Source organism: Synechococcus sp. NOUM97013, assembly GCF_014279815.1.
Classification (GTDB): domain Bacteria; phylum Cyanobacteriota; class Cyanobacteriia; order PCC-6307; family Cyanobiaceae; genus Synechococcus_C.
The window spans coordinates 274,370-293,028 of the sequence record NZ_CP047941.1 but is presented as its reverse complement, the minus strand read 5'-3'; the positions used below and the strand labels follow the sequence as shown (position 1 = coordinate 293,028).

The following is an 18,659-nucleotide window of genomic DNA, read 5'->3' as shown; positions in this document are numbered from 1 at the left end:
GGAATTCACTGAAGTATCCAGGGATTCTCACCCATCCCGGCCCCTGCGTTGCCAGCGGCAGTCGCGGTTGAACGATCGGATCGACAGGATGAGCCGACGACGTCGACCAAAACGGTGCCGCCGCAGCCTTCCCCAGCTCCCTTGTCATGGCCTGATCAGCCTGACGATCTGCCCAGAACGATCCACGACCGAACGGCCCTCGACCAGCTTCTGGCCGAACAGTTCCCCGAAGCCGAGGGTTCACTCAGCCCCATAAGGGGAGGGCGTCAGGCAGCTGAAAAGCTCTTGAACAAGGTCGATCCGCGTCGCTACGCCAAGAGCCGCAACCATCTCAGGGGTGCTGCAACGGGTCTCTCCCCCTACATCCGCCATGGCGTTCTCAGTCTCAGCGAAGTGCGAGACGCCGTGTTCCAGCGCGTCCGCAACCGGGACGACGGCACAAAATTGATTAATGAGCTGGGTTGGCGTGACTTCTGGCAGCGGATGTGGGTCGACCTTGGTGACGGCATTCATGACAGCCAGGAGGAACTCAAAACCGGGCACGACCCGGCGTCCTATCAGCGGGACCTTCCAGAAGACATCCGCGATGGCCGCACCGACTTGGCCTGCATGGATGCTTTCCAGAACGAACTGGTCACAACGGGCTGGCTGCACAACCACGCCCGCATGTGGATGGCCGCCTACGTGGTGCACTGGCGTCGGGTGCACTGGAAAGCCGGAGCGGACTGGTTTCTCCAGCATTTGATCGACGGCGATCCCGCCAGCAATCACCTCAGCTGGCAATGGGTGGCCAGCAGCTTCAGCCACAAGCCCTACTTCTTCAACAGGGGCAACCTCGAGCGTTTCAGTGACGGGCGCTTCTGCGAACACTGCCCCAGCGCGAATCAGTGCCCCTTTGAGGGCAGCTACGACCAGCTGGAATCGCAACTCTTCGCCGCACAGGCCGCGATCCGTGACGTACCCAACACCCGTCGCAGCAACAACCGTCCCAGCAACAACCGTCGCGGCCAGCAGGGACGCGGCAACAGTGCCGCCATGGCCCGCCCCCAGCGCTAACCCGTGATGACCTTTCAACAACCGATTCTCTGGGTGCATGAGGAAGCTCTGGGCCCCAGCAATCCCGCTCTGATCGCCTACCCGGGCACTCCGGCACTGTTTGTGTTCGACTCCCACTGGATCCGGACAGCCAGCATCAGTCGCAAGCGCCTTGGATTTCTCTACGAAAGCGCGCTTGACCTGCCACTGACGCTGCGCAAAGGCGACGTCGCCGAGGAGGTGATCGCATTCGCCAAACGCCACAACGCCGACGGAGTGATCAGCAGCTTGCCGGTGGATCCACGCCTAGAGCGCATCGCGGCTGCGATTGACGGTCAGATCGATCTGGAATTGCTGGAACCGGAGCCGTTCGTGCAACTACCGCGGCCACCGAGGCTCGGCCGATTCAGTCGCTACTGGCGTGAAGCGGAACCTGTCGTCTGGGAAGGGTTCTAACTCTCCCCCAGCAACGCCTTTTCACGCTGCTGTTCCTCGGCCGGATCAGTGAGCAGATCCTCCCCCTCATAAGCCGGCAACAGCACCGGAATCACCTCAGAGGCCTGAGTCGGAGGATCCGTCCACTGCCAGCGCGCCTGCGGGGCCCGTTGCGCACACAGCGCTTTCAGTTCGTTCTGCAGCGCCGCGCGAACCTCCTTGCGACGCACCACAGCGAAGAACTCGTCGCGAGGCGCCAAGCCAGCACTGAACGGAGCGGTGCCATTGCCGTTGAACAATCGCGCGGCGTCCGGGAACCAGCGGGGTTCGCATCGCTCCGGATCACTGGTGTCCGTCTCCAAAAAGAGATGAAGGCCAAAGCCATCGGGCTGACTGACCACCGCCAGGCCGTCATGGGGACTGCGTCTGGACAGCGGGAACACCTTCCAGCTGGGACCCGTCCTGGCTGAACAGCCCATGAGCACGAGAGCCAGGGCCAGGCCGGGGAATCCCATCACCAGAGCACGCCTGCGCACGCGATCACTGACCAGCAGGGCCGGAGTCTGGCGGAGGATGACCACCAGTGCAGCGATTTTCGGCTGGGTGTCATGGCTCTCACTCCCTCCACGATGCTTCCGCTTGGCACGCCATTGCCGGCGTTCCAGTTGGCCCGGGTCAGCGGCCGCCTAGAGGGTGGATCGGCCCCGGAAATATTGAGCGACGCGGAACTGCCCTCAAGGCCCGTGCTGTTGATGCTGCTCTGCGCCCACTGCCCCTTCGTGAAGCATGTGGAACCGGAACTGAGCCGGCTGGAACACAACTACGGCAGCGCGGTGACACTGATCGGCATCGCCAGCAACAGCCTCACCACGCACCCCCAGGACGGCCCCGAGGGGCTACGACACCAAGCCATGCAGCACGGATGGAGCTTCCCTTACCTGCTGGATGAGCAGCAGACCCTGGCCAAGGCCCTCCAGGGCGCCTGCACACCTGAGTTTTTTCTGTTCGCCCCCGACGCCAGCAACCGTCAGACCCTGCGCTATCGCGGCCAACTGGACGCCAGTCGTCCCGGCAACGCGGTTCCCCTGGATAGTCGCGATCTACGGGCCGCCCTCGATGCCGTTCTGAAGGGAGAGGCGGTGAGTGAACGCCAGCAGCCCTCCATCGGCTGCAACATCAAGTGGCATCCCGGACAGGAACCCCCATGGTTCGGGACACCGGCTTAATGTGCCTCCATGCAGGTGCCTCCCTTCAGTCTCAGTCAGCAACTTGCCGATCTGGGACCGGAACTCGATGAAGCCGTGCTGCGGGTGCTGCGCAGCGGCCAGTACATCGGCGGCCCCGACATCAAGTCGTTTGAAACCGCGTTCGCCGCTGCTGTTGGGACGCCCCATGCCGTGGGCTGCAACAGCGGCACCGATGCGCTGATCCTGGCTCTCCGAGGCCTTGGCATCGGACCTGGCGATGAGGTGATCACCGCCTCCTTCAGCTTCTTTGCCACCGCAGAGGCGATCAGTGCGGTGGGAGCCACTCCGGTGTTCGTGGATGTGGACCCGAACACCTATCTGATTGATCTGGAGCAGATCGAAGCAGCGATCACATCAGCGACGAAAGTGCTGATCCCCGTGCATCTGTTCGGGCGTCCTGTGGACATGACCAGTCTGATGGCCATTGCCCAGAAACACCACCTGAAGGTGGTGGAGGATTGCGCCCAAGCCACCGGTGCCGCGTGGGATCAACGCCCTGTCGGCAGCTGGGGGGACGTGGGTTGCTTCAGCTTCTTCCCCACCAAAAATCTTGGTGCTGCCGGTGATGGTGGTGCTGTGACCTGTCATGACGCCGCCATCGCCCAGCGCATGCGGGAACTGGCGGTGCATGGCATGCCGCGCCGCTATCTGCACACCGAGCTCGGCTACAACAGCCGGCTCGATGCGTTGCAGGCCGCCGTCCTGAACGTGAAGCTGCCGCACTTGAACGGATGGGTTGCCAAACGCTCGGCCATCGCAGCGCGCTACCACGAAGCCCTCGCTGATCTCGATGGACTGCAGCTGCCTGACCCAGCCCAGGGCTGTGGCCATGGCTGGAACCAATTTGTGGTGCGCGTGAGCCTCTGTCCCGACGGACAAAACCATTGCGCGGGTCAATGCAGCGACACTCCCAGTGAGTTCGGTCTGCCCAGCAGCCGCTGCCGCGATTGGCTGAAACAGAGCCTGCAGGACCAGGGAGTGAACACAATCATCTATTACCCAATCCCCATTCACCGCCAACCGGCCTACGCGGATCTGAATCTCGCGGCCGGCAGTTTCCCTGTGACCGAACAGCTCTGCAGTGAAGTGCTGAGCCTGCCGATCTTCCCTGAACTTTCCGAAGACCAGCAGAACCAGGTGATCTCCGTGTTGCGCGGCCTTCTCAAGCAACGCCCCTCAACCAGCGATCAGGCCTGCCAGGTCGCCGCCTGAGCTTCACGATCGGATCGTGGCGTAGAGCGCTTTGAAGCGGGCCTGCTGCTTCTTGTGATCGATCAGCGGTTCGGGATAACCGCGACGCTCCAGAGCGCCGATCTCACCGCTGAGCAGATCCTTGGTGTTCACATGGCGAAGCTCCGGCAACCATCGCCGGATGTACTCACCATCCGCATCAAACTTCGTTGACTGCGTCGCGGGGTTGAAGATGCGCAGAGGTTTGGGATCCATGCCGCTGCTGGCACTCCACTGCCAGCCACCGTTGTTGGCGGCAAGGTCACCATCCACCTCCAGCTCCATGAAGGCGCGTTCTCCCCAGCGCCAGTCGCAGATCAGGTCTTTGACCAGAAAGGAGGCCACGATCATGCGGCAGCGATTGTGCATCCAACCGGTCTGATTAAGCTGACGCATCGCCGCATCAATGATCGGCATGCCGGTCTGACCGTCCTTCCAGAAATCAAACCAGTCTTCGTTGTTGTCCCAAGGGAAGCGACGCCATTGCTCCCGGTAGGGCCCATCCGCCAATTCAGGAAAGTGAAACAGCGCCTGCTGGTAGAACTCGCGCCAACCCAGCTCCTGCTCCCACACGGTGATGGCGTGACGCTGCTCATCACTGCGTGCCACGTCCTTGATCTCCTGAGCGGCGCACCAGGCCTGGCGAGGGCTGACGGTGCCCACACTCAGAGCAGCGCTCAGAAACGACGTGCCGGGCATCCCAGGGAAATTGCGATCCGGCTCGTAACCCAGCAGCGGACCATCGACGAACGCAGCCAACTGTCCCGCCGCCGCCGCTTCACCGGGACGGCAGGGGCAGAGGTCCGTGCCCTGGAAGCCATGGCCGGAGCGGAGCTGCTCCAGTTCGCGCTGTCCTTCAGCGCAGAGGCGACCGAGCTCACCCGCAGCCGTCTGCAATGCCTCCAGACTGCCGGCATCCAGATCGATCAACCCCGTCGGAGCATCGACGGTGCCAGGTTCGCTGCGCTCCACCTGTCCACGCCAGTTGCGCAAGAAGGGGCCATAGACGCGGTATGGATCACCGCCGCCGGTCTTGAGCAGCTCCGGAGCCACCAGCAGCTGATCCCAGTCGACCAGCACCTTGCGGCCGGAGGCCTGCAGAGCCCGCGCCACCTGACGGTCGCGCTCGCGCGCGTAGGGCTCCACGTCCCGACTCCAGACCACCGCCGCGGCCTCCAGAAGCGAGGCCAGCAGCGGCAGACGCTGCACCGGATCCCCGGCCACCACCAGCAGACGACTGCCAGCGTCGCGCCAACGCTGCTGCAGTTCCACCAGGCTCTCCACCAGAAACCAGAGACGCGCCGGCGCCATCGGCGGCAGCTCAGCGGGTGGATTGAGAATGGCGGGGTCCAGGACATACACCCCGGTGACCGCAGGCCCAAGGGCCGCAGCCGCCTGCAGGCCGGTGTTGTCCGCCAGGCGAAGATCGCGACGGTGCCAGAAAAGCGTGCGGGGAGCGGTCATCGGAATGGTCTTGATCAGAGATTGAGCAGTTGTTTGGCGCGATACCAGGCGGTGACGCTCTTGCCATCCAGCCACTCCTCTCCTGAGGCCAGGCGGGCATCCAGCTCCGCTGGACGCATCAGCACAACCTCCAGGTCTTCATCGTCATCGCCTGCAGGCGGGTTCTCCAGTGCCGTGAGATCCCTGGCGAGGAAGCAGTGGATCACCTCATCGGAATACCCGGGGCAGGGAAGCATCGGACCAAGGGCGTCCCAGCGGGCCGCGCTGTAACCGGCCTCTTCCCCGAGTTCCCGCTGCATGGACTCCAGCGGATCTTCCCCCTCCTCCAACGTGCCGGCTGGAAATTCCAGCAATCGCGCCTGAACGGCAAAGCGGTACTGACGCAGCACCACCACCTGACCGTCATTGGTGATCGGCACGGCGAGGGATGCGCCGGGATGGCGAATGATCCCGAAGGTGCCCTCCACCCCCATGGGCAACTTGATGCGATTGCGCTCAAAGCGCACCTTGCGGGCATCCAGGGCTTCGATGGTCTCCAGAAGCTCGTAGGGCTCAGGGGCCGGCAGTGATGCCATGAGAGAGAGCAAAGCGGGCACCAGCATGGCGGTTGCGCGGCAGGATCGTCAGCACATCACCGGCTGGGCCACCCGTCCTTGCACGATCACGCGCCGACCACCGCTGCCCCCACAACGGCACCCACCGTGTTGCCCCGGCGGCGGCAGCTGCAGCTGCTCAAGGCACTGGCCCAGGAGGCGGGATGGGGCCATCTGAGCCGCCTGGCCGGATTGAGTGCGGTCAGCAGTGTGCTGGACATCGCAGGGCTGGGGCTGGCCATCACGTTGTTGCTGGGCAATGAATCGAACACCAACGCGATGCAGGGGCTGAACGTCAGCCTGCCGCTGACGGCAAGCCTGGCCCTGCTGGTGGCTCTGATCCTCCTGCGCGGACTGATCCAGGGACGCGTGGCTGTGAGCCGGGAACGCCTGCGCTCCGGTTTCACGGATCGCCTGCGCCAGCAACTGCTGCAACAGGTGTTCTCAGCATCCTCAAACCAGCTGGATCAACTCGGCCGCGGCGATTTGCTGGCGTTGCTCATGGCCGACATCAACCGCACCGCCCTGGGCATGGACCAGGCGGTGCGCATGCTGCAGGCCCTGCTGGCAATGGTGATCTACCTGGCCAGCGTGCTGCTGGTGGGTCGGACCGCCGCCTGGCCACTGCTGATGGCCCTGATGGCCACCGCCATCGCCGCACTGTTGCAGCGATCGGGAAGCTGGAGTCTGGGCCGAATTCAGAGCCGCCTGAATGCCGCACTGCAGCGCACCGTGGGCGATGGCCTGCATGGCCTCAAGGCCGTGCGAGCGGCGGCAGCCGAACACTGGCTCCTGGATCGGTTTGCGCAGGAAACCGCCAAGGGGCGATGGCTGCTGCGCGAACGGGTGCGCCGCCGCGCGGGCTACAACGCCTGGCGCGACACGCTCGTGGTGGCGATCGCCAGCCTCTGGCTGCTCCTGCAAGGTGACGCCCTGACCGCCGAGGTGCTCACCACCACCCTGGTGCTGGCCTACCGAGCCGGATCCTCCCTGAGTGGTGTGGTCCAGGCCCGGCGTCTGTGCCTGGGCAACCTCCCCGGCTATGAAGCCCTCTGCCTGCGCCGCGAGCAACTGCGCCCAGGTCCAGAACAGGTCACGGGCATGGTTCTGGATGGTCCTGCACTCACAACGCTGGATGGCAGCCGCTGGACGCAGCTGGACTGGTGCAGCACCACGAAACAGGACGGCAGACCCCAAAGCCTGCGCCTGCGCTCCAACCAGCTGATTGCGGTGACAGGGCCCTCGGGTTGCGGCAAGACCACCCTGCTGGATCAGATCAGCGGCTTGCAGGAGGAGGAACACAGTGCCTGGACCATCACCTGCGACAGCGCCCGCTGGCAGCTCTCGGGGCCAGCGGGCGCCAGGCAACTGCATCAATTGATGGCCTGCGCGCCCCAGCATGCAGCGCTGTTTGAGGCCAGCCTGCGCGACAACCTGCTCCTGGGCCGCGAGCTGCCGGACGCCACGATCGCCAGCTGGCTGCACTGCCTGGGGCTTGCGCATCTGCTGGATCGTCCGGAAGGCCTAGAGGCCCCGATGGCTCTGGCCCAGAGCCCCTTTTCCGGTGGAGAGATTCACCGACTCGGACTGTTACGCGCCTGGCTACGGGACCGGCCGGTGGACGTGCTCGATGAACCAACTGCGTTTCTGGACGCTGTCGCTGCAGCCCAGGTGCGCGAGGTAATTCAAGAACGGTCCAGGCAGCGTCTGGTGCTCGTGAGCAGCCACGACCCGGATTTGTTGACCCTGGCCGATGTCGTGATCGACCTCGGGACGGTTGCGGCTGGCAGCTGACTCAGGCGCGCCAGAGCGTGGAGCGCTGCATGGCCGCGAGCAGAGGTTCCATCACAAAGGAACGGAGATGCAGGCGTGGATGCGGCAACACCAGCCGGGGATGCTCCAACCGCCAGTCGCCCCAAAAGAGCAGATCCAGATCCAAGGACCGGGGGCCCCAACGCTCTTCCCGGTCACGATCACGGCCGTACTGCGCCTCCAGCGCTTGAAGACGATCCAGCAGCGCCAGCGCCGCCTCCACCCCTGGAGGACCAGGCACACCGCCGATCAAGACCACCGCGTTGCAATACATCGGCTGACCCGGCGGCCCTCCCACCGGAACCGTTTCGAGCAGAGGCGACCAGGAACAGCAGATGCGGGAAGGGCTGGTCTGGGCCCAGTCGCACAGCAACGTTTCGAGCTCTGGACGCACGCGGATCAGGGTCTGTCGGGGGCTGCCCGCAGCACTCGGACGATTGGCCCCCAACGCCACTGCCAGAGAACAAGCCTGATCAGCGAGACTGGCGCTCACGCGATGGGCCGGCAAACGTTCATGGTTTCAGGTGGAGGGGTCGCCAGCGGCGTGGCCAGCACAGCAGCGATGGATCAAGCCAACCGAGCCTTTCCGTTGGCGGCGATCACCGGCCATGGAACGCTGAAGCTCGCCCTGATGCTGGCTGCTGTGGATCCAGGACTGGGAGGCGTGATCATCGCCGGCGGCCGAGGCACTGGCAAATCGGTGCTGGCCAGGGGGCTTCATGCCTTGCTTCCACCGATTGAAATTCTCGACCCAGCCCATGCCCAGGTGCCGATTGGACCGGGGCGCAATTTGGATCCAAAACGGCCGGAGGAATGGGGCAGCAGCCTCCGAGAAACCCTCGGCACCGAACCGCCGTCCACGGTGATTCCCGCTCCCTTTGTGCAGGTCCCGCTGGGCATCACGGAAGATCGCCTGGTGGGAGCCGTCGATGTGACGGCCTCGCTGGCGAGCGGCAGCCCTGTATTCCAGCCCGGCCTGCTGGCGGAAGCCCACCGGGGAGTGCTCTACGTCGATGAGCTCAACCTGCTGGACGACGGCATCGTCAATCTGCTGCTGGCAGCCGTTGGCGCAGGCGAGAACCAGGTGGAACGGGAAGGCTTAAGTCTCAGCCACCCCTGCAGACCGCTGCTGATCGCGACCTACAACCCGGAGGAAGGCAACGTCCGCGACCACCTGCTGGACCGCTTTGCCATCGCCCTGTCGGCCGATCAGCTGGTGAGCACCGAACAGCGGGTGGAGATCACTAACGCTGTGCTCAGTCATGGCCAGTGCAGCCGCAGTTTTGCGGAACGCTGGAAAGAGGACACCGACGCGCTCGCCACCCAGCTGTTGCTGGCCCGCCAGTGGCTGCCGGATGTGTCGATCAGTCGTGAGCAAATCGAATACCTTGTCACCGAAGCGATCCGCGGTGGTGTTGAAGGGCATCGTTCCGAGCTCTATGCCGTACGTGTGGCCAAGGCCCACGCCGCCCTGAGCGGTCGGGATCAGGTTGACGCCGAGGACCTGCAGGTGGCGGTGGCCCTGGTGATCGCACCACGGGCCTCCCAGCTGCCTCCCCCGGATCAGCAGATGGAGCCGCCACCGCCGCCGGAGCCTCCTCAAGACGAAACGCCACCGCCGCCACCGGACGCCGGTGAACAGAACCCGGAGGACCAGCCGCCGCCACCGGAGGGATCTGACCAGGATCAAGACGATCAACCCGAGGACAACAGCGACGACAACACGGACGACGACAACAACGACGACGACTCGGATGAAGACCAGGCACCACCCGCGGTGCCGGAGGAATTCATGCTCGATCCCGAAGCCGTGGCCATTGACTCCGACTTGCTGTTGTTCAACGCCGCCAAGAGCAAAAGCGGCAGCAGTGGCAGCCGTTCCGTGGTGCTCAGCGACAGCCGCGGCCGCTACGTGAAGCCGATGCTGCCCCGCGGCCCGGTCCGTCGGATCGCGGTCGACGCCACCCTGCGCGCCGCTGCGCCGTACCAGAAGGCCAGGCGCGAGCGGCAGCCGGATCGCACCGTGATCGTGGAGGAAGCTGATCTGCGGGCCAAGCTTCTTCAGCGTCAGGCTGGAGCGCTAGTGATCTTTCTGGTGGATGCCAGTGGCTCCATGGCGCTGAACCGGATGCAGAGCGCCAAAGGGGCCGTGATCCGTCTGCTGACGGAGGCCTATGAAAATCGCGATGAAGTGGCCCTGATCCCCTTCCGCGGCGATCAGGCTGAAGTGCTGCTGCCGCCCACGCGATCGATCACAGCAGCCCGCAGACGGCTGGAGTCGATGCCCTGTGGGGGTGGTTCACCGCTGGCCCACGGCCTCACCCAGGCGGCCCGCGTCGGCGCCAATGCGCTCGCCACCGGTGATCTGGGTCAGGTGGTGGTGGTCGCCATCACCGACGGGCGCGGCAATGTGCCCCTCAGCGCCTCCCTTGGACAACCGGAACTGGAGGGCGAAGACAAGCCCGACCTCAAACAGGAGGTGCTGGATGTCGCCAGCCGCTACCGCATGCTCGGGATCAAACTGCTGGTGATCGACACTGAACGCAAATTCATCGGCAGTGGCATGGGCAAAGACCTGGCCGAAGCCGCCGGAGGCAAATACGTTCAGCTTCCCAAAGCAAGCGATCAGGCCATTGCCGCAGTGGCCATGGATGCCATCAACTCCGTGACATGAGGTACGGGGTCTAATTCGATGGTCCGGTTTGCACTGGATAGACCTCCTCGAAGAAGGCCCCCAAACCGATCATCACGTTGCGCAGACCGGCCATGAAGCGCTGATCGTCGGTGAGTTGCTCGATATCACCGCCGACGGAATCCAGCCGAGCGGTGAGATCACGGGCATTGGTCACCGTCTGCTTGAGGTCACCAACGGTCTCGGGGTTGTTGAAGGCTTCGGCCAGCGCGTTGATGTTGGCGGCAGCAGCAGCAGCCTCCGCTGTTGCTCGGTTGAGATTGTCGACCGTGGGTTGGGCCCGAGCCAGTTCATCACGCAGCTCCTGCACCAGCGCGTCAACATTCTCAGCCGCCTCATCGGCGGTGTTCAGGAACGTGGATGCATCCTGGCTGGTGATGCCGAACTGCTTGGTGGATTCCACCAACGCAGGGATCAGGTTGGCCTTCTCCGCCTCACTGAGCAGCTGTTCCAGAGTGGCGGTGATCGTGGCCAGGCTCGCTGCAGATTCACCGCGGATCGTGGCTCCATCGCAGAGGATTGCACTGTCCTTGCAACGGCGTGACTTCGGCCCCGGTGCATCCTTCGGCAAGGGCACAGCCGTGGTCACCAATTCCACCTGAGCGTCACCGCCCAACAAAGAAGCGGACGACACCGCCGCCTTCACCGGAAGCGGAAGTTGCAGGGACTCATTGTTGATTTCCAGGGTGGCTCGCACTGCCATCGGCGTGACCTGGACCGAGCGCACTGTTCCCACCATGATTCCCCGGAACGTCACGGGAGAACGCGCGGCCAAACCCCCAGCGTTCTGGAAATCAGCCGTCACGGTCCAGGTTTCAGAGCCAAGCCGGACGCCTCTGAGCCAGAGCATCGTTCCAGCAAATCCTGCGATCGCTCCAACGATCGAGAACCCAACGATGGCTTCACGGACACTACGGCGCATGGCTTAGTGGTCGGAGGGTTGCATCGGTCCGCGCAGGTTACCCGTCCTGAACTGAACGACATAGGGGTTGTCGGTTGCGCGGTATTCCTCGACCGTGCCGTCCCACTGAAAACGGCCGCCGTAGAGCATCACAATCCGTTGCGCAGAACGCTCGATGGTGCTGTGCACGTGACTCACCACCACGGAGCAGCCCTGCGCAACCGTTGTGGTCTTGACGATCAGATCCTCAATCCGCGTGGACGCCACCGGATCCAGGCCAGCGGTGGGCTCGTCGTAGAGCAGCAATGGCATCGCCCCTTCTTCGCGGTCGGGGTCATCGATCAAAGCTCTGGCAAAACTCACGCGTTTCTGCATGCCGCCGCTGAGCTGGCCGGGATACTTATCCGCCACATCGTTAAGACCGACGGCTTCAAGACACTGCAGCACCCGCTCGCGGATCTGCTGCGGCTTGAGCCTGCCCAAGCGCATCAGCAGGAAGCCGACGTTTTCCTCCACTGTGAGTGAAGCAAGTAGGGCTGGGTTCTGAAACACCAGGCGCACATCCGGCGGGCGACGCTGATCCAGTCGCAGATAAGTCTGTGGCTCCCCGAACAACCGCAGTTCGCCTGCGTTGGGAAGCTGCAACCCGGCCAACAGACGCAGAACCGTGGACTTACCGGCACCGGAGGGACCCACGACCGCGATGCGCTCTCCCGGTTGCATCGTTAGGGACACATTGTCGAGAACGGGCTTCGGCCCCCACTGCATGGTGAGGTTGCGCATCTCCACGACTGGCGATGGTGATGATGGAGGTGTGAAGTCCGGCCGAGTCTGCACGGGGCCGCAGTGCATGTTGCGCCCATCCTGCCGCGTTTGAAACGAAGGGATGGCCTTAAGGGACAACTTCCGTACAGTTCACTCATCGCAAGCGAACTGACGCCCTCACTGGATCGCACTTGACCACCCCCATCCGCCGCGGACAACGTCAACGCATCCGTGCCATGCAGGCCCAGCGGCAGCGTGATCTGATGCTGCGCTCGCGTCGGGCCATGCGTTGGCTGCAGCCCGGTCTGGTGGTGAAGCGCTGGCTGCTCACCTCCGGCATCGGCCTCGTGCTCGCCCTCCTTGGTGCAGCCGTATGGGCCGACCTGCAGCCGATCTACTGGACCCTTTGGGCCATCCAGGAATCCTTGGGCTGGATCACCCGGGTGCTGCCGCGTGGCATCACTGGCCCCCTGGTGCTGGTGATCGGCATCGGCCTGTTGCTGTGGGGACAAGGCCGGAGCTTTGGCTCGATCCAACAGGCTCTGGCGCCGGAGAAGGACACCGTTTTGGTGGATGCCCTGCGGGCCAAAAGCCGCCTCAATCGCGGACCGAACATCGTTGCCATCGGTGGCGGCACCGGACTTTCGACCCTGCTGAGTGGCCTGAAGCGCTACAGCAGCCACATCACAGCGATCGTCACCGTGGCTGATGACGGCGGCAGCAGCGGCGTGCTGCGGCGGGAACTGGGTGTGCAGCCGCCAGGCGACATCCGCAACTGCCTGGCTGCACTGTCAACTGAAGAACCGCTGCTCACCCGCCTGTTTCAGTACCGCTTTTCAGCTGGTGGAGGTCTGGAGGGGCACAGCTTCGGCAATCTGTTTCTGTCGGCGCTCACGGCCATTACAGGGAGCATGGAAACGGCGATCACGGCCTCCAGCCGAGTGCTCGCGGTTCAGGGGCAGGTGGTCCCGGCGACCAATGTGGACGTGAAGCTCTGGGCGGAACTGGAAGACGGCCGTCGCATTGAAGGTGAATCCTCCATTGGCAAGGCGCCGAGCCCAATCGTGCGTTTGGGCTGCTTACCGGAACGCCCGCCAGCTCTACCGCGAGCATTGGAAGCGATTGCCCATGCGGATTTGATCCTGCTGGGCCCAGGCAGTCTTTACACCTCGCTGCTGCCCAACCTGCTGGTGCCTGAACTGGTGACGGCCATCCAGCGCAGCCGCGCACCGCGCCTCTACATCTGCAACCTGATGACCCAGCCCGGTGAAACCGATGGCCTGGACGTGAGCGGCCACCTGCGAGCGATTGAAGCCCAACTGGCGTCACTGGGCGTCAGTCAGCGCCTCTTTGATTCCGTGCTGGCCCAGGAACCGATCGCCGAGTCTCCCCTAATCAGTCATTACCGCTCTCGCGGCGCTGAACCGGTGCGCTGCGATCGCCGTTCCCTGGAAGGCGAGGGATACGACGTGATGGAAGCCCCTTTGCAGGGCAGCAGACCCACAGCCACACTGCGGCACGATCCACGCAGCCTGGCTTTGGCCGTCATGCGCTTCTATCGCAGGCACAAAAAAGAGCCGACTTCAGCAGCCGGCTGACAGGTGATGCGTTAAAGACCAATTGCAGGGATGAAGTGCTGACTGATGAATGGGATTGATCAGTAGGCGTCCTGCATTTCGTAGAAATCAGGTTGCACGTAATCCTTTCGGAGCGGCCAGCCGGTCCAGTCTTCAGGCATGAGCAGACGCTTGGGATGGGGATGACCTTCGAAGTTGACCCCGTACATGTCGAAGGTTTCACGCTCTTGCCAATCCGCTCCGCGGAACAGGCCATAAAGCGTTGGCACGCTGGGCTGGCCCTCTCGGGAGAGAAACACCTTCACGCGCACTTCGCGCACGGCATCGGAGCGGCCGACAGCCACTTCGGCCATCGCGATTAAGTGATAGAAGCAGACCAGACGAGCACCAGGGCCTTCGTCATAGCCCCCCTGACACTGCAGATAATCAAAGCCGTGACTTTTCAGCGCGGCGGCAATCACAGGCAAGAACAGTGACTCAACGCCGATCTGCTCAATGTTCAGATGATCCGGCTCAAGCACGTCATGCTCGAAGCCCTGCTGGGTCAACCATTGACTGACGGGTCCAGGTTGTGGAGCAGTGACAACAGGAGAGTCAGTCTTGGATGGCTTGTCGGGTGTGGCACTCATGACGGGTCTGAGGGGGTGACAGCTTCAGCGGTTTCGAGCGCAGGCATGGGCAGACCCGCTCCAGGTTTCAGGGCAGCGATCTGTGTTTCAGCGTTGAGGTAGGCACCGGTGACGATCGGCTCGACCGGGGTCATCGCGTGCTCGACCGTGCAATAACGATGGGTCTGCCGCAGCTGACGGCGGTCGGCGACAGATTCATTGCCCACCTTTTTGCGCAGCTTGATCACGGCATCGAAAATGGCCTCCGGACGTGGAGGACATCCAGGCAGATAAAGGTCCACCGGAATCAACTTGTCCACTCCACGAACGGCGGTGGTGGAGTCCGCACTGAACATGCCACCGGTGATGGTGCAGGCACCCATGGCAATGACGTACTTGGGCTCGGGCATCTGCTCATAGAGGCGCACCAGGGCCGGAGCCATTTTCATGGTGACCGTGCCGGCCACGATCAACAGATCCGCCTGACGTGGCGAACTTCTGGGAACCAAACCGAAGCGGTCGAAATCGAACCGGGAGCCGATCAGAGCGGCGAACTCGATGAAGCAGCACGCCGTTCCGTACAGCAGCGGCCACAGACTGCTCAACCTGGCCCAGTTGTGAAGGTCATCAAGACTGGTGAGAATGACGTTCTCACTGAGGTCTTGCGTGACGGTGGGGGCACCTTCGGCAGCGCCGGCCACAGGCCCACAGCTGGCTTCGCGCAGATCACGCAATGCCTTGATGGAGGGGGAATCGCCTGCCATGGCTGAACGGTCGATGGATGAGGTCATGAATCAGCTCCACTCCAGTGCGCCCTTGCGCCAGGCGTAGGCCAGAGCGACCACGAGGATGGCGATGAACACCAGAGCCTCGATGAAGGCCAACAAGCCGAGACGGTGGAACGCCACAGCCCAGGGATAGAGGAAGACAGTCTCCACATCAAAAATGACGAAGACCAAAGCAAACATGTAATAGCGAATATTGAATTGAATCCAGGCGCCACCAATCGGCTCCATCCCAGACTCGTAGGTGAGCTCCCTCTCTCCGAGTTGGCTGCTGGGCGACAACAGCTTGTTGGTGACCAATGCGAGCACCGGTACGGCCCCAGCGATCAGCAAAAAGCCGAGGAAGGCGTCATACCCCGGAAGCACAAACATCTGGGCTGATCCGATCTGGGGGCAGTCTGGCATTTGCAGCCACGAGCTGACGTTTGCCGTGTCAGCGTCGATAGAGTGGTTTCCCCTGCCCAACCGTGGTGAGCGAAGAGATACCAGCTTCTCAAGACACTGCTACCGAAGAGAAGACTGCAGAAGAGCAATCTCTCGAAGTCTCTGCCGCCACAAGCGGCACGGCCGAAGACGGCGCCGCCGAAACGGGTCCATCGGCTGTGGAAGAGGTCACCCAGGAAGAGCAGGAGGAGGAAAGTGACCCCCGAACCCATCGATTTGAGTGCCGGAGCTGCGGCTACGTGTATGACCCCGAAGAGGGGGTGAAAAAACAGAACATTCCTGTTGGCACAGCCTTCGAGGATTTGGACACGATTACTTTCCGCTGCCCGGTCTGTCGCAGCAAGGTGGGTGCCTTCCGGGACATCGGTCCCCGCTCCAAAGCAAGCGGCTTCGAAGAGAACCTCAACTACGGGCTGGGCGTGAACCGTTTGACCCCGGGGCAGAAGAATGTGTTGATCTTCGGAAGCCTGGCCTTGGGCTTCGCCTTCTTCCTCTCCCTTTACTCCCTGCGCTAAGCACGGACCCTGGCCTCACGCCTGCCACCCCCCATCCCGGCATGAAATCCCTTTTCAAAATCCTCGCTCAATTAGCCCTGGTGGCCTTCATCGGCTTCGGCCTGGGCGGCTGCGTCACCACGCGCGTCCCCACGGCCACCACCAGCCCATGGCAGGTGGTGGATCTCAACACCGAGGCCAACCCCCTGGACGTGGCGTTCACCGATGCCAACCACGGCTTCCTGGTCGGCAGCAACCGTCTGATCCTTGAAACCAACGATGGTGGCTCCAGCTGGAGCGAGCGCAGCCTCGACCTGCCGGACGAGGAGAACTTCCGCCTGATCAGCATTGCGTTTGACGGTGACGATGGCTGGATTGCCGGTCAGCCTGGACTGCTGATGCACACCACCGACGGTGGGCAGAACTGGACCCGCTTGTTCCTGGACACGAAGCTGCCTGGGGAGCCTTACCTGATTACCGCCCTCGGCCCCAACAGCGCCGAGCTCGCCACCAACGTTGGCGCCGTTTATCGCACCAGCGACGGTGGCGGGAGCTGGGACGCCGAGGTGAGTGATGCGGCAGGGGCAGTGCGCGACCTGCGTCGCAGCGCTGATGGCTCCTACGTGAGTGTCAGCAGCCTTGGCAACTTCTATGCCACCTGGGACAAAGGTCAGGACGTCTGGCAGGTGCACCAACGGGTCAGCAGCCAGAGGCTGCAAAGCATTGGATATCAACCGGATGGACGCCTCTGGATGGTGGCCCGCGGTGCACAGATCCGCCTGAACGACAACGCCAGCGACAAGGAAAGCTGGAGCAAGCCGATCATCCCGATCACCAATGGCTACGGCTACCTCGACATGGCCTGGTCAGACGATGGCGCCATCTGGGCCGGAGGCGGCAATGGAACGCTGCTCGTCAGCCGTGATGGCGGTGACAGCTGGGAACGCGACCCCGAAAGCGCTCAGGCCCCGACCAATTTCACCCGCTTTGTCTTCGACGACAGCGCCAACCAACGCCACGCCTTCCTTCTGGGCGAACGTGGCCTGATGCTGCGCTGGTCCGCCGTCAGCTGAGGCCAATCCAGCCCCCGACAAACAACGCTCTGTAACCAAGACCGGGGGGCTGGCGCAGTGGTCGAAGCCCTACCCCTAGGATCACCGAGCTGATACACCCGAAGCCATGGCTGCCGGCTCCACCGGGGAACGCCCGTTTTTCGAGATCATCACCAGCATTCGCTACTGGGTGATCCACGCCATCACACTTCCCTCCATCTTCTTGGCCGGGTTCCTGTTCGTGTCTACAGGCCTTGCCTACGACGCTTTTGGAACTCCTCGCCCTGACGCTTACTTCCAGGCCAGCGAAAGCAAAGCGCCTGTCGTCAGCCAGCGCTACGAAGGCAAGTCCGACCTTGACCTGCGCCTGAAATAACTCGACTCATGACTCAGTCTCCCGCCACGTCCACGCCGCGCAACTATCCGATTTTCACGGTGCGCTGGCTTGCTGTTCACACCCTGGGGGTTCCCACGGTGTTTTTCCTTGGCTGCCTGGCCGCCATGCAGTTCATCCGCCGCTGATCACCCCACCAATCACCATGGAGCGCAACAAAAACCCCAATACTTTGCCTGTTGAACTCAACAGAACCAGTCTCTATCTGGGTCTGCTGTTCGTCTTTGTGACCGGCATTTTGTTCTCCAGCTACTTCTTCAACTGAGGACTTGAATCATGAGTGGTAAGAAATCAGGTCTTCCTGACGGTCGTATTCCCGATCGTCTCCCTGATGGCCGGCCGGCCGTCGCCTGGCGTTCCCGCTGGACCGAGGGAACTCTGCCTCTGTGGCTCGTGGCAACTGCCGGTGGCATGGCAGTGATCTTTGTGGTGGGCCTGTTCTTCTACGGCTCTTACACCGGTGTGGGTTCCGCCTGAATCAAGGATTCAATCGATCGCGTTAACACTCGAAAGCTTCCAGCGTTGTGCTGGAAGCTTTTTTGTTGGCCAAGCGAGCTCGAGCCTGTTCGTGCGGTTCTCGCATAGGGCAGAGACAACAGCCGACCGGCAGGAATAAGTTGTTTGAGTGATGCACAACCTTCATGGTTGTTGGACCTCCCAAGCAGCCTGATGCTGCGACACGCCCCGAACACAGCCGCAATCGTCGGCCGAAACGTCGGGAACTGTTCTGCCCGGCTCACCCAGAGCAACGGATCGAAGGCAATGGCCAGAAATATTTTCTGCACCTGCTCAGCCCTGAGCAACTGCAGCAGCGTGGGATCTCAGCCAAACGGGCCCGCTTGATCATCAACGCCTATCCCGTGCTGGTGCTCAGCAATGAATGGCTGGAGGAGTTGTATTGCCCCCAATGCGGAACTTTGCATTGGTGCCATGTCACCAAACACGACCGGGTGCTGCACACGGTGCGTTGGGCACCGCGCGAACTGTGGGAACAGGTGGCGCATGTGGATCCGGTGGTTGCCAATCCCAGCGTGAGTCAGTACACCCGCCGCGAAGCGCAACGGCATCGCCACAAACGCGCCGATGGGCGTCGGTTCTACGACTGAACAGTCCCCGCAGAGCCCTCGATTG

Annotated in this window: 23 protein-coding genes; 14 read left to right on the top strand and 9 right to left on the bottom strand. The window is 62.8% G+C overall.

Features of this window, described 5'->3' with window-relative positions; genetic code table 11:
- The first annotated feature begins 114 nt into the window (after positions 1-114).
- Positions 115-1,056, top strand: coding sequence for an FAD-binding domain-containing protein (locus tag SynNOUM97013_RS01395; RefSeq protein WP_186480478.1), 942 nt, complete (start codon positions 115-117; stop codon positions 1,054-1,056).
- Positions 1,057-1,062: 6 nt separating this feature from the next.
- Positions 1,063-1,491: a hypothetical protein gene (locus SynNOUM97013_RS01390; RefSeq protein ID WP_186480477.1), complete on the top strand. Its 429-nt coding sequence runs from the start codon at positions 1,063-1,065 to the stop codon at positions 1,489-1,491.
- On the opposite strand, the gene SynNOUM97013_RS01385 is transcribed toward SynNOUM97013_RS01390, so the two are convergent.
- Positions 1,488-1,985 carry a hypothetical protein gene (locus SynNOUM97013_RS01385; protein WP_186481348.1) on the bottom strand — a complete coding sequence of 166 codons (498 nt, stop codon included), beginning with the start codon at positions 1,983-1,985 and terminating at the stop codon, positions 1,488-1,490. The two genes, SynNOUM97013_RS01390 and SynNOUM97013_RS01385, sit on opposite strands and share 4 nt — an antisense overlap.
- 93 nt (positions 1,986-2,078) lie before the next feature.
- On the opposite strand from SynNOUM97013_RS01385, the gene SynNOUM97013_RS01380 reads away from it, so the two are divergent.
- Both SynNOUM97013_RS01380 and SynNOUM97013_RS01375 read left to right on the top strand, forming a co-directional pair.
- On the top strand, positions 2,079-2,696 hold the full coding sequence (locus tag SynNOUM97013_RS01380) for a thioredoxin family protein (protein ID WP_186480476.1): 618 nt from the start codon (positions 2,079-2,081) through the stop codon (positions 2,694-2,696).
- Between the two features lie 9 nt (positions 2,697-2,705).
- Positions 2,706-3,929, top strand: coding sequence for a DegT/DnrJ/EryC1/StrS aminotransferase family protein (locus SynNOUM97013_RS01375; protein ID WP_186480475.1), 1,224 nt, complete (start codon positions 2,706-2,708; stop codon positions 3,927-3,929).
- 3 nt (positions 3,930-3,932) lie between these two features.
- Here the strand turns inward: SynNOUM97013_RS01375 and SynNOUM97013_RS01370 are convergent, their stop codons facing one another.
- Positions 3,933-5,411 carry an FAD-binding domain-containing protein gene (locus SynNOUM97013_RS01370; protein ID WP_186480474.1) on the bottom strand — a complete coding sequence of 493 codons (1,479 nt, stop codon included), beginning with the start codon at positions 5,409-5,411 and terminating at the stop codon, positions 3,933-3,935.
- Between the two features lie 14 nt (positions 5,412-5,425).
- Positions 5,426-5,986, bottom strand: coding sequence for an NUDIX hydrolase (locus tag SynNOUM97013_RS01365; RefSeq protein WP_186480473.1), 561 nt, complete (start codon positions 5,984-5,986; stop codon positions 5,426-5,428).
- Positions 5,987-6,064: 78 nt separating this feature from the next.
- Between SynNOUM97013_RS01365 and SynNOUM97013_RS01360 the strand changes: the two genes are divergently transcribed.
- Positions 6,065-7,798 (top strand): ABC transporter ATP-binding protein, encoded by a 1,734-nt coding sequence (locus SynNOUM97013_RS01360; RefSeq protein WP_255442882.1) that lies wholly within the window; start codon positions 6,065-6,067, stop codon positions 7,796-7,798.
- A gap of 1 nt (position 7,799) precedes the next feature.
- On the opposite strand, the gene folK is transcribed toward SynNOUM97013_RS01360, so the two are convergent.
- On the bottom strand, positions 7,800-8,309 hold the full coding sequence (folK, locus tag SynNOUM97013_RS01355) for a 2-amino-4-hydroxy-6-hydroxymethyldihydropteridine diphosphokinase (protein ID WP_186480472.1): 510 nt from the start codon (positions 8,307-8,309) through the stop codon (positions 7,800-7,802).
- Between the two features lie 21 nt (positions 8,310-8,330).
- Here folK and SynNOUM97013_RS01350 point away from each other — a divergent pair, with 21 nt between their 5' ends.
- Positions 8,331-10,490 carry a magnesium chelatase subunit D family protein gene (locus SynNOUM97013_RS01350; RefSeq protein ID WP_255442880.1) on the top strand — a complete coding sequence of 720 codons (2,160 nt, stop codon included), beginning with the start codon at positions 8,331-8,333 and terminating at the stop codon, positions 10,488-10,490.
- 10 nt (positions 10,491-10,500) lie between these two features.
- On the opposite strand, the gene SynNOUM97013_RS01345 is transcribed toward SynNOUM97013_RS01350, so the two are convergent.
- Both SynNOUM97013_RS01345 and SynNOUM97013_RS01340 read right to left on the bottom strand, forming a co-directional pair.
- Positions 10,501-11,430 carry an MlaD family protein gene (locus SynNOUM97013_RS01345; protein WP_186480470.1) on the bottom strand — a complete coding sequence of 310 codons (930 nt, stop codon included), beginning with the start codon at positions 11,428-11,430 and terminating at the stop codon, positions 10,501-10,503.
- Between the two features lie 3 nt (positions 11,431-11,433).
- A complete protein-coding gene (locus SynNOUM97013_RS01340) occupies positions 11,434-12,192 on the bottom strand; it encodes an ABC transporter ATP-binding protein (RefSeq protein WP_186481346.1) in 759 nt (252 codons plus the stop codon).
- Between the two features lie 218 nt (positions 12,193-12,410).
- Between SynNOUM97013_RS01340 and yvcK the strand changes: the two genes are divergently transcribed.
- Entirely contained in the window at positions 12,411-13,772 is a 1,362-nt protein-coding gene (yvcK, locus tag SynNOUM97013_RS01335) for a gluconeogenesis factor YvcK family protein (protein WP_186481345.1), read from the top strand.
- A gap of 59 nt (positions 13,773-13,831) precedes the next feature.
- Here yvcK and SynNOUM97013_RS01330 read toward each other — a convergent pair whose 3' ends face one another.
- From SynNOUM97013_RS01330 to SynNOUM97013_RS01320, 3 genes are read right to left on the bottom strand one after another with little or no spacing between them, the layout of a single operon-like run.
- Positions 13,832-14,380 carry an NAD(P)H-quinone oxidoreductase subunit J gene (locus SynNOUM97013_RS01330; protein ID WP_186480469.1) on the bottom strand — a complete coding sequence of 183 codons (549 nt, stop codon included), beginning with the start codon at positions 14,378-14,380 and terminating at the stop codon, positions 13,832-13,834.
- The gene (locus SynNOUM97013_RS01325; RefSeq protein WP_186481344.1) at positions 14,377-15,123 is read right to left on the bottom strand and encodes an NADH dehydrogenase subunit K; all 747 of its coding nucleotides are present in this window, start codon (positions 15,121-15,123) and stop codon (positions 14,377-14,379) included. The genes SynNOUM97013_RS01330 and SynNOUM97013_RS01325 overlap by 4 nt, the downstream gene beginning before the upstream one ends.
- A 30-nt stretch (positions 15,124-15,153) precedes the next feature.
- Positions 15,154-15,516 (bottom strand): NAD(P)H-quinone oxidoreductase subunit 3, encoded by a 363-nt coding sequence (locus tag SynNOUM97013_RS01320; RefSeq protein ID WP_186480468.1) that lies wholly within the window; start codon positions 15,514-15,516, stop codon positions 15,154-15,156.
- Between the two features lie 230 nt (positions 15,517-15,746).
- Here SynNOUM97013_RS01320 and SynNOUM97013_RS01315 point away from each other — a divergent pair, with 230 nt between their 5' ends.
- The 7 genes from SynNOUM97013_RS01315 (at position 15,747) to SynNOUM97013_RS01285 (ending at position 18,634) form a co-directional block, all read left to right on the top strand.
- Positions 15,747-16,103, top strand: a complete 357-nt coding sequence (locus SynNOUM97013_RS01315) for a rubredoxin (RefSeq protein ID WP_186481343.1) — start codon at positions 15,747-15,749, stop codon at positions 16,101-16,103.
- A gap of 41 nt (positions 16,104-16,144) precedes the next feature.
- Positions 16,145-17,155 (top strand): photosynthesis system II assembly factor Ycf48, encoded by a 1,011-nt coding sequence (locus SynNOUM97013_RS01310; protein ID WP_186480467.1) that lies wholly within the window; start codon positions 16,145-16,147, stop codon positions 17,153-17,155.
- Positions 17,156-17,261: 106 nt separating this feature from the next.
- Entirely contained in the window at positions 17,262-17,510 is a 249-nt protein-coding gene (psbE, locus tag SynNOUM97013_RS01305) for a cytochrome b559 subunit alpha (RefSeq protein ID WP_186469934.1), read from the top strand.
- A gap of 8 nt (positions 17,511-17,518) precedes the next feature.
- Positions 17,519-17,656: a cytochrome b559 subunit beta gene (psbF, locus tag SynNOUM97013_RS01300; RefSeq protein WP_186480466.1), complete on the top strand. Its 138-nt coding sequence runs from the start codon at positions 17,519-17,521 to the stop codon at positions 17,654-17,656.
- A 17-nt stretch (positions 17,657-17,673) separates the two neighbouring features.
- On the top strand, positions 17,674-17,793 hold the full coding sequence (locus tag SynNOUM97013_RS01295) for a photosystem II reaction center protein L (protein ID WP_066904825.1): 120 nt from the start codon (positions 17,674-17,676) through the stop codon (positions 17,791-17,793).
- A gap of 11 nt (positions 17,794-17,804) precedes the next feature.
- Positions 17,805-18,005: a photosystem II reaction center protein J gene (locus SynNOUM97013_RS01290; RefSeq protein WP_010312227.1), complete on the top strand. Its 201-nt coding sequence runs from the start codon at positions 17,805-17,807 to the stop codon at positions 18,003-18,005.
- Positions 18,006-18,169: 164 nt separating this feature from the next.
- Entirely contained in the window at positions 18,170-18,634 is a 465-nt protein-coding gene (locus SynNOUM97013_RS01285; RefSeq protein WP_186480465.1) for a hypothetical protein, read from the top strand.
- The last annotated feature ends 25 nt before the right edge of the window (positions 18,635-18,659 follow it).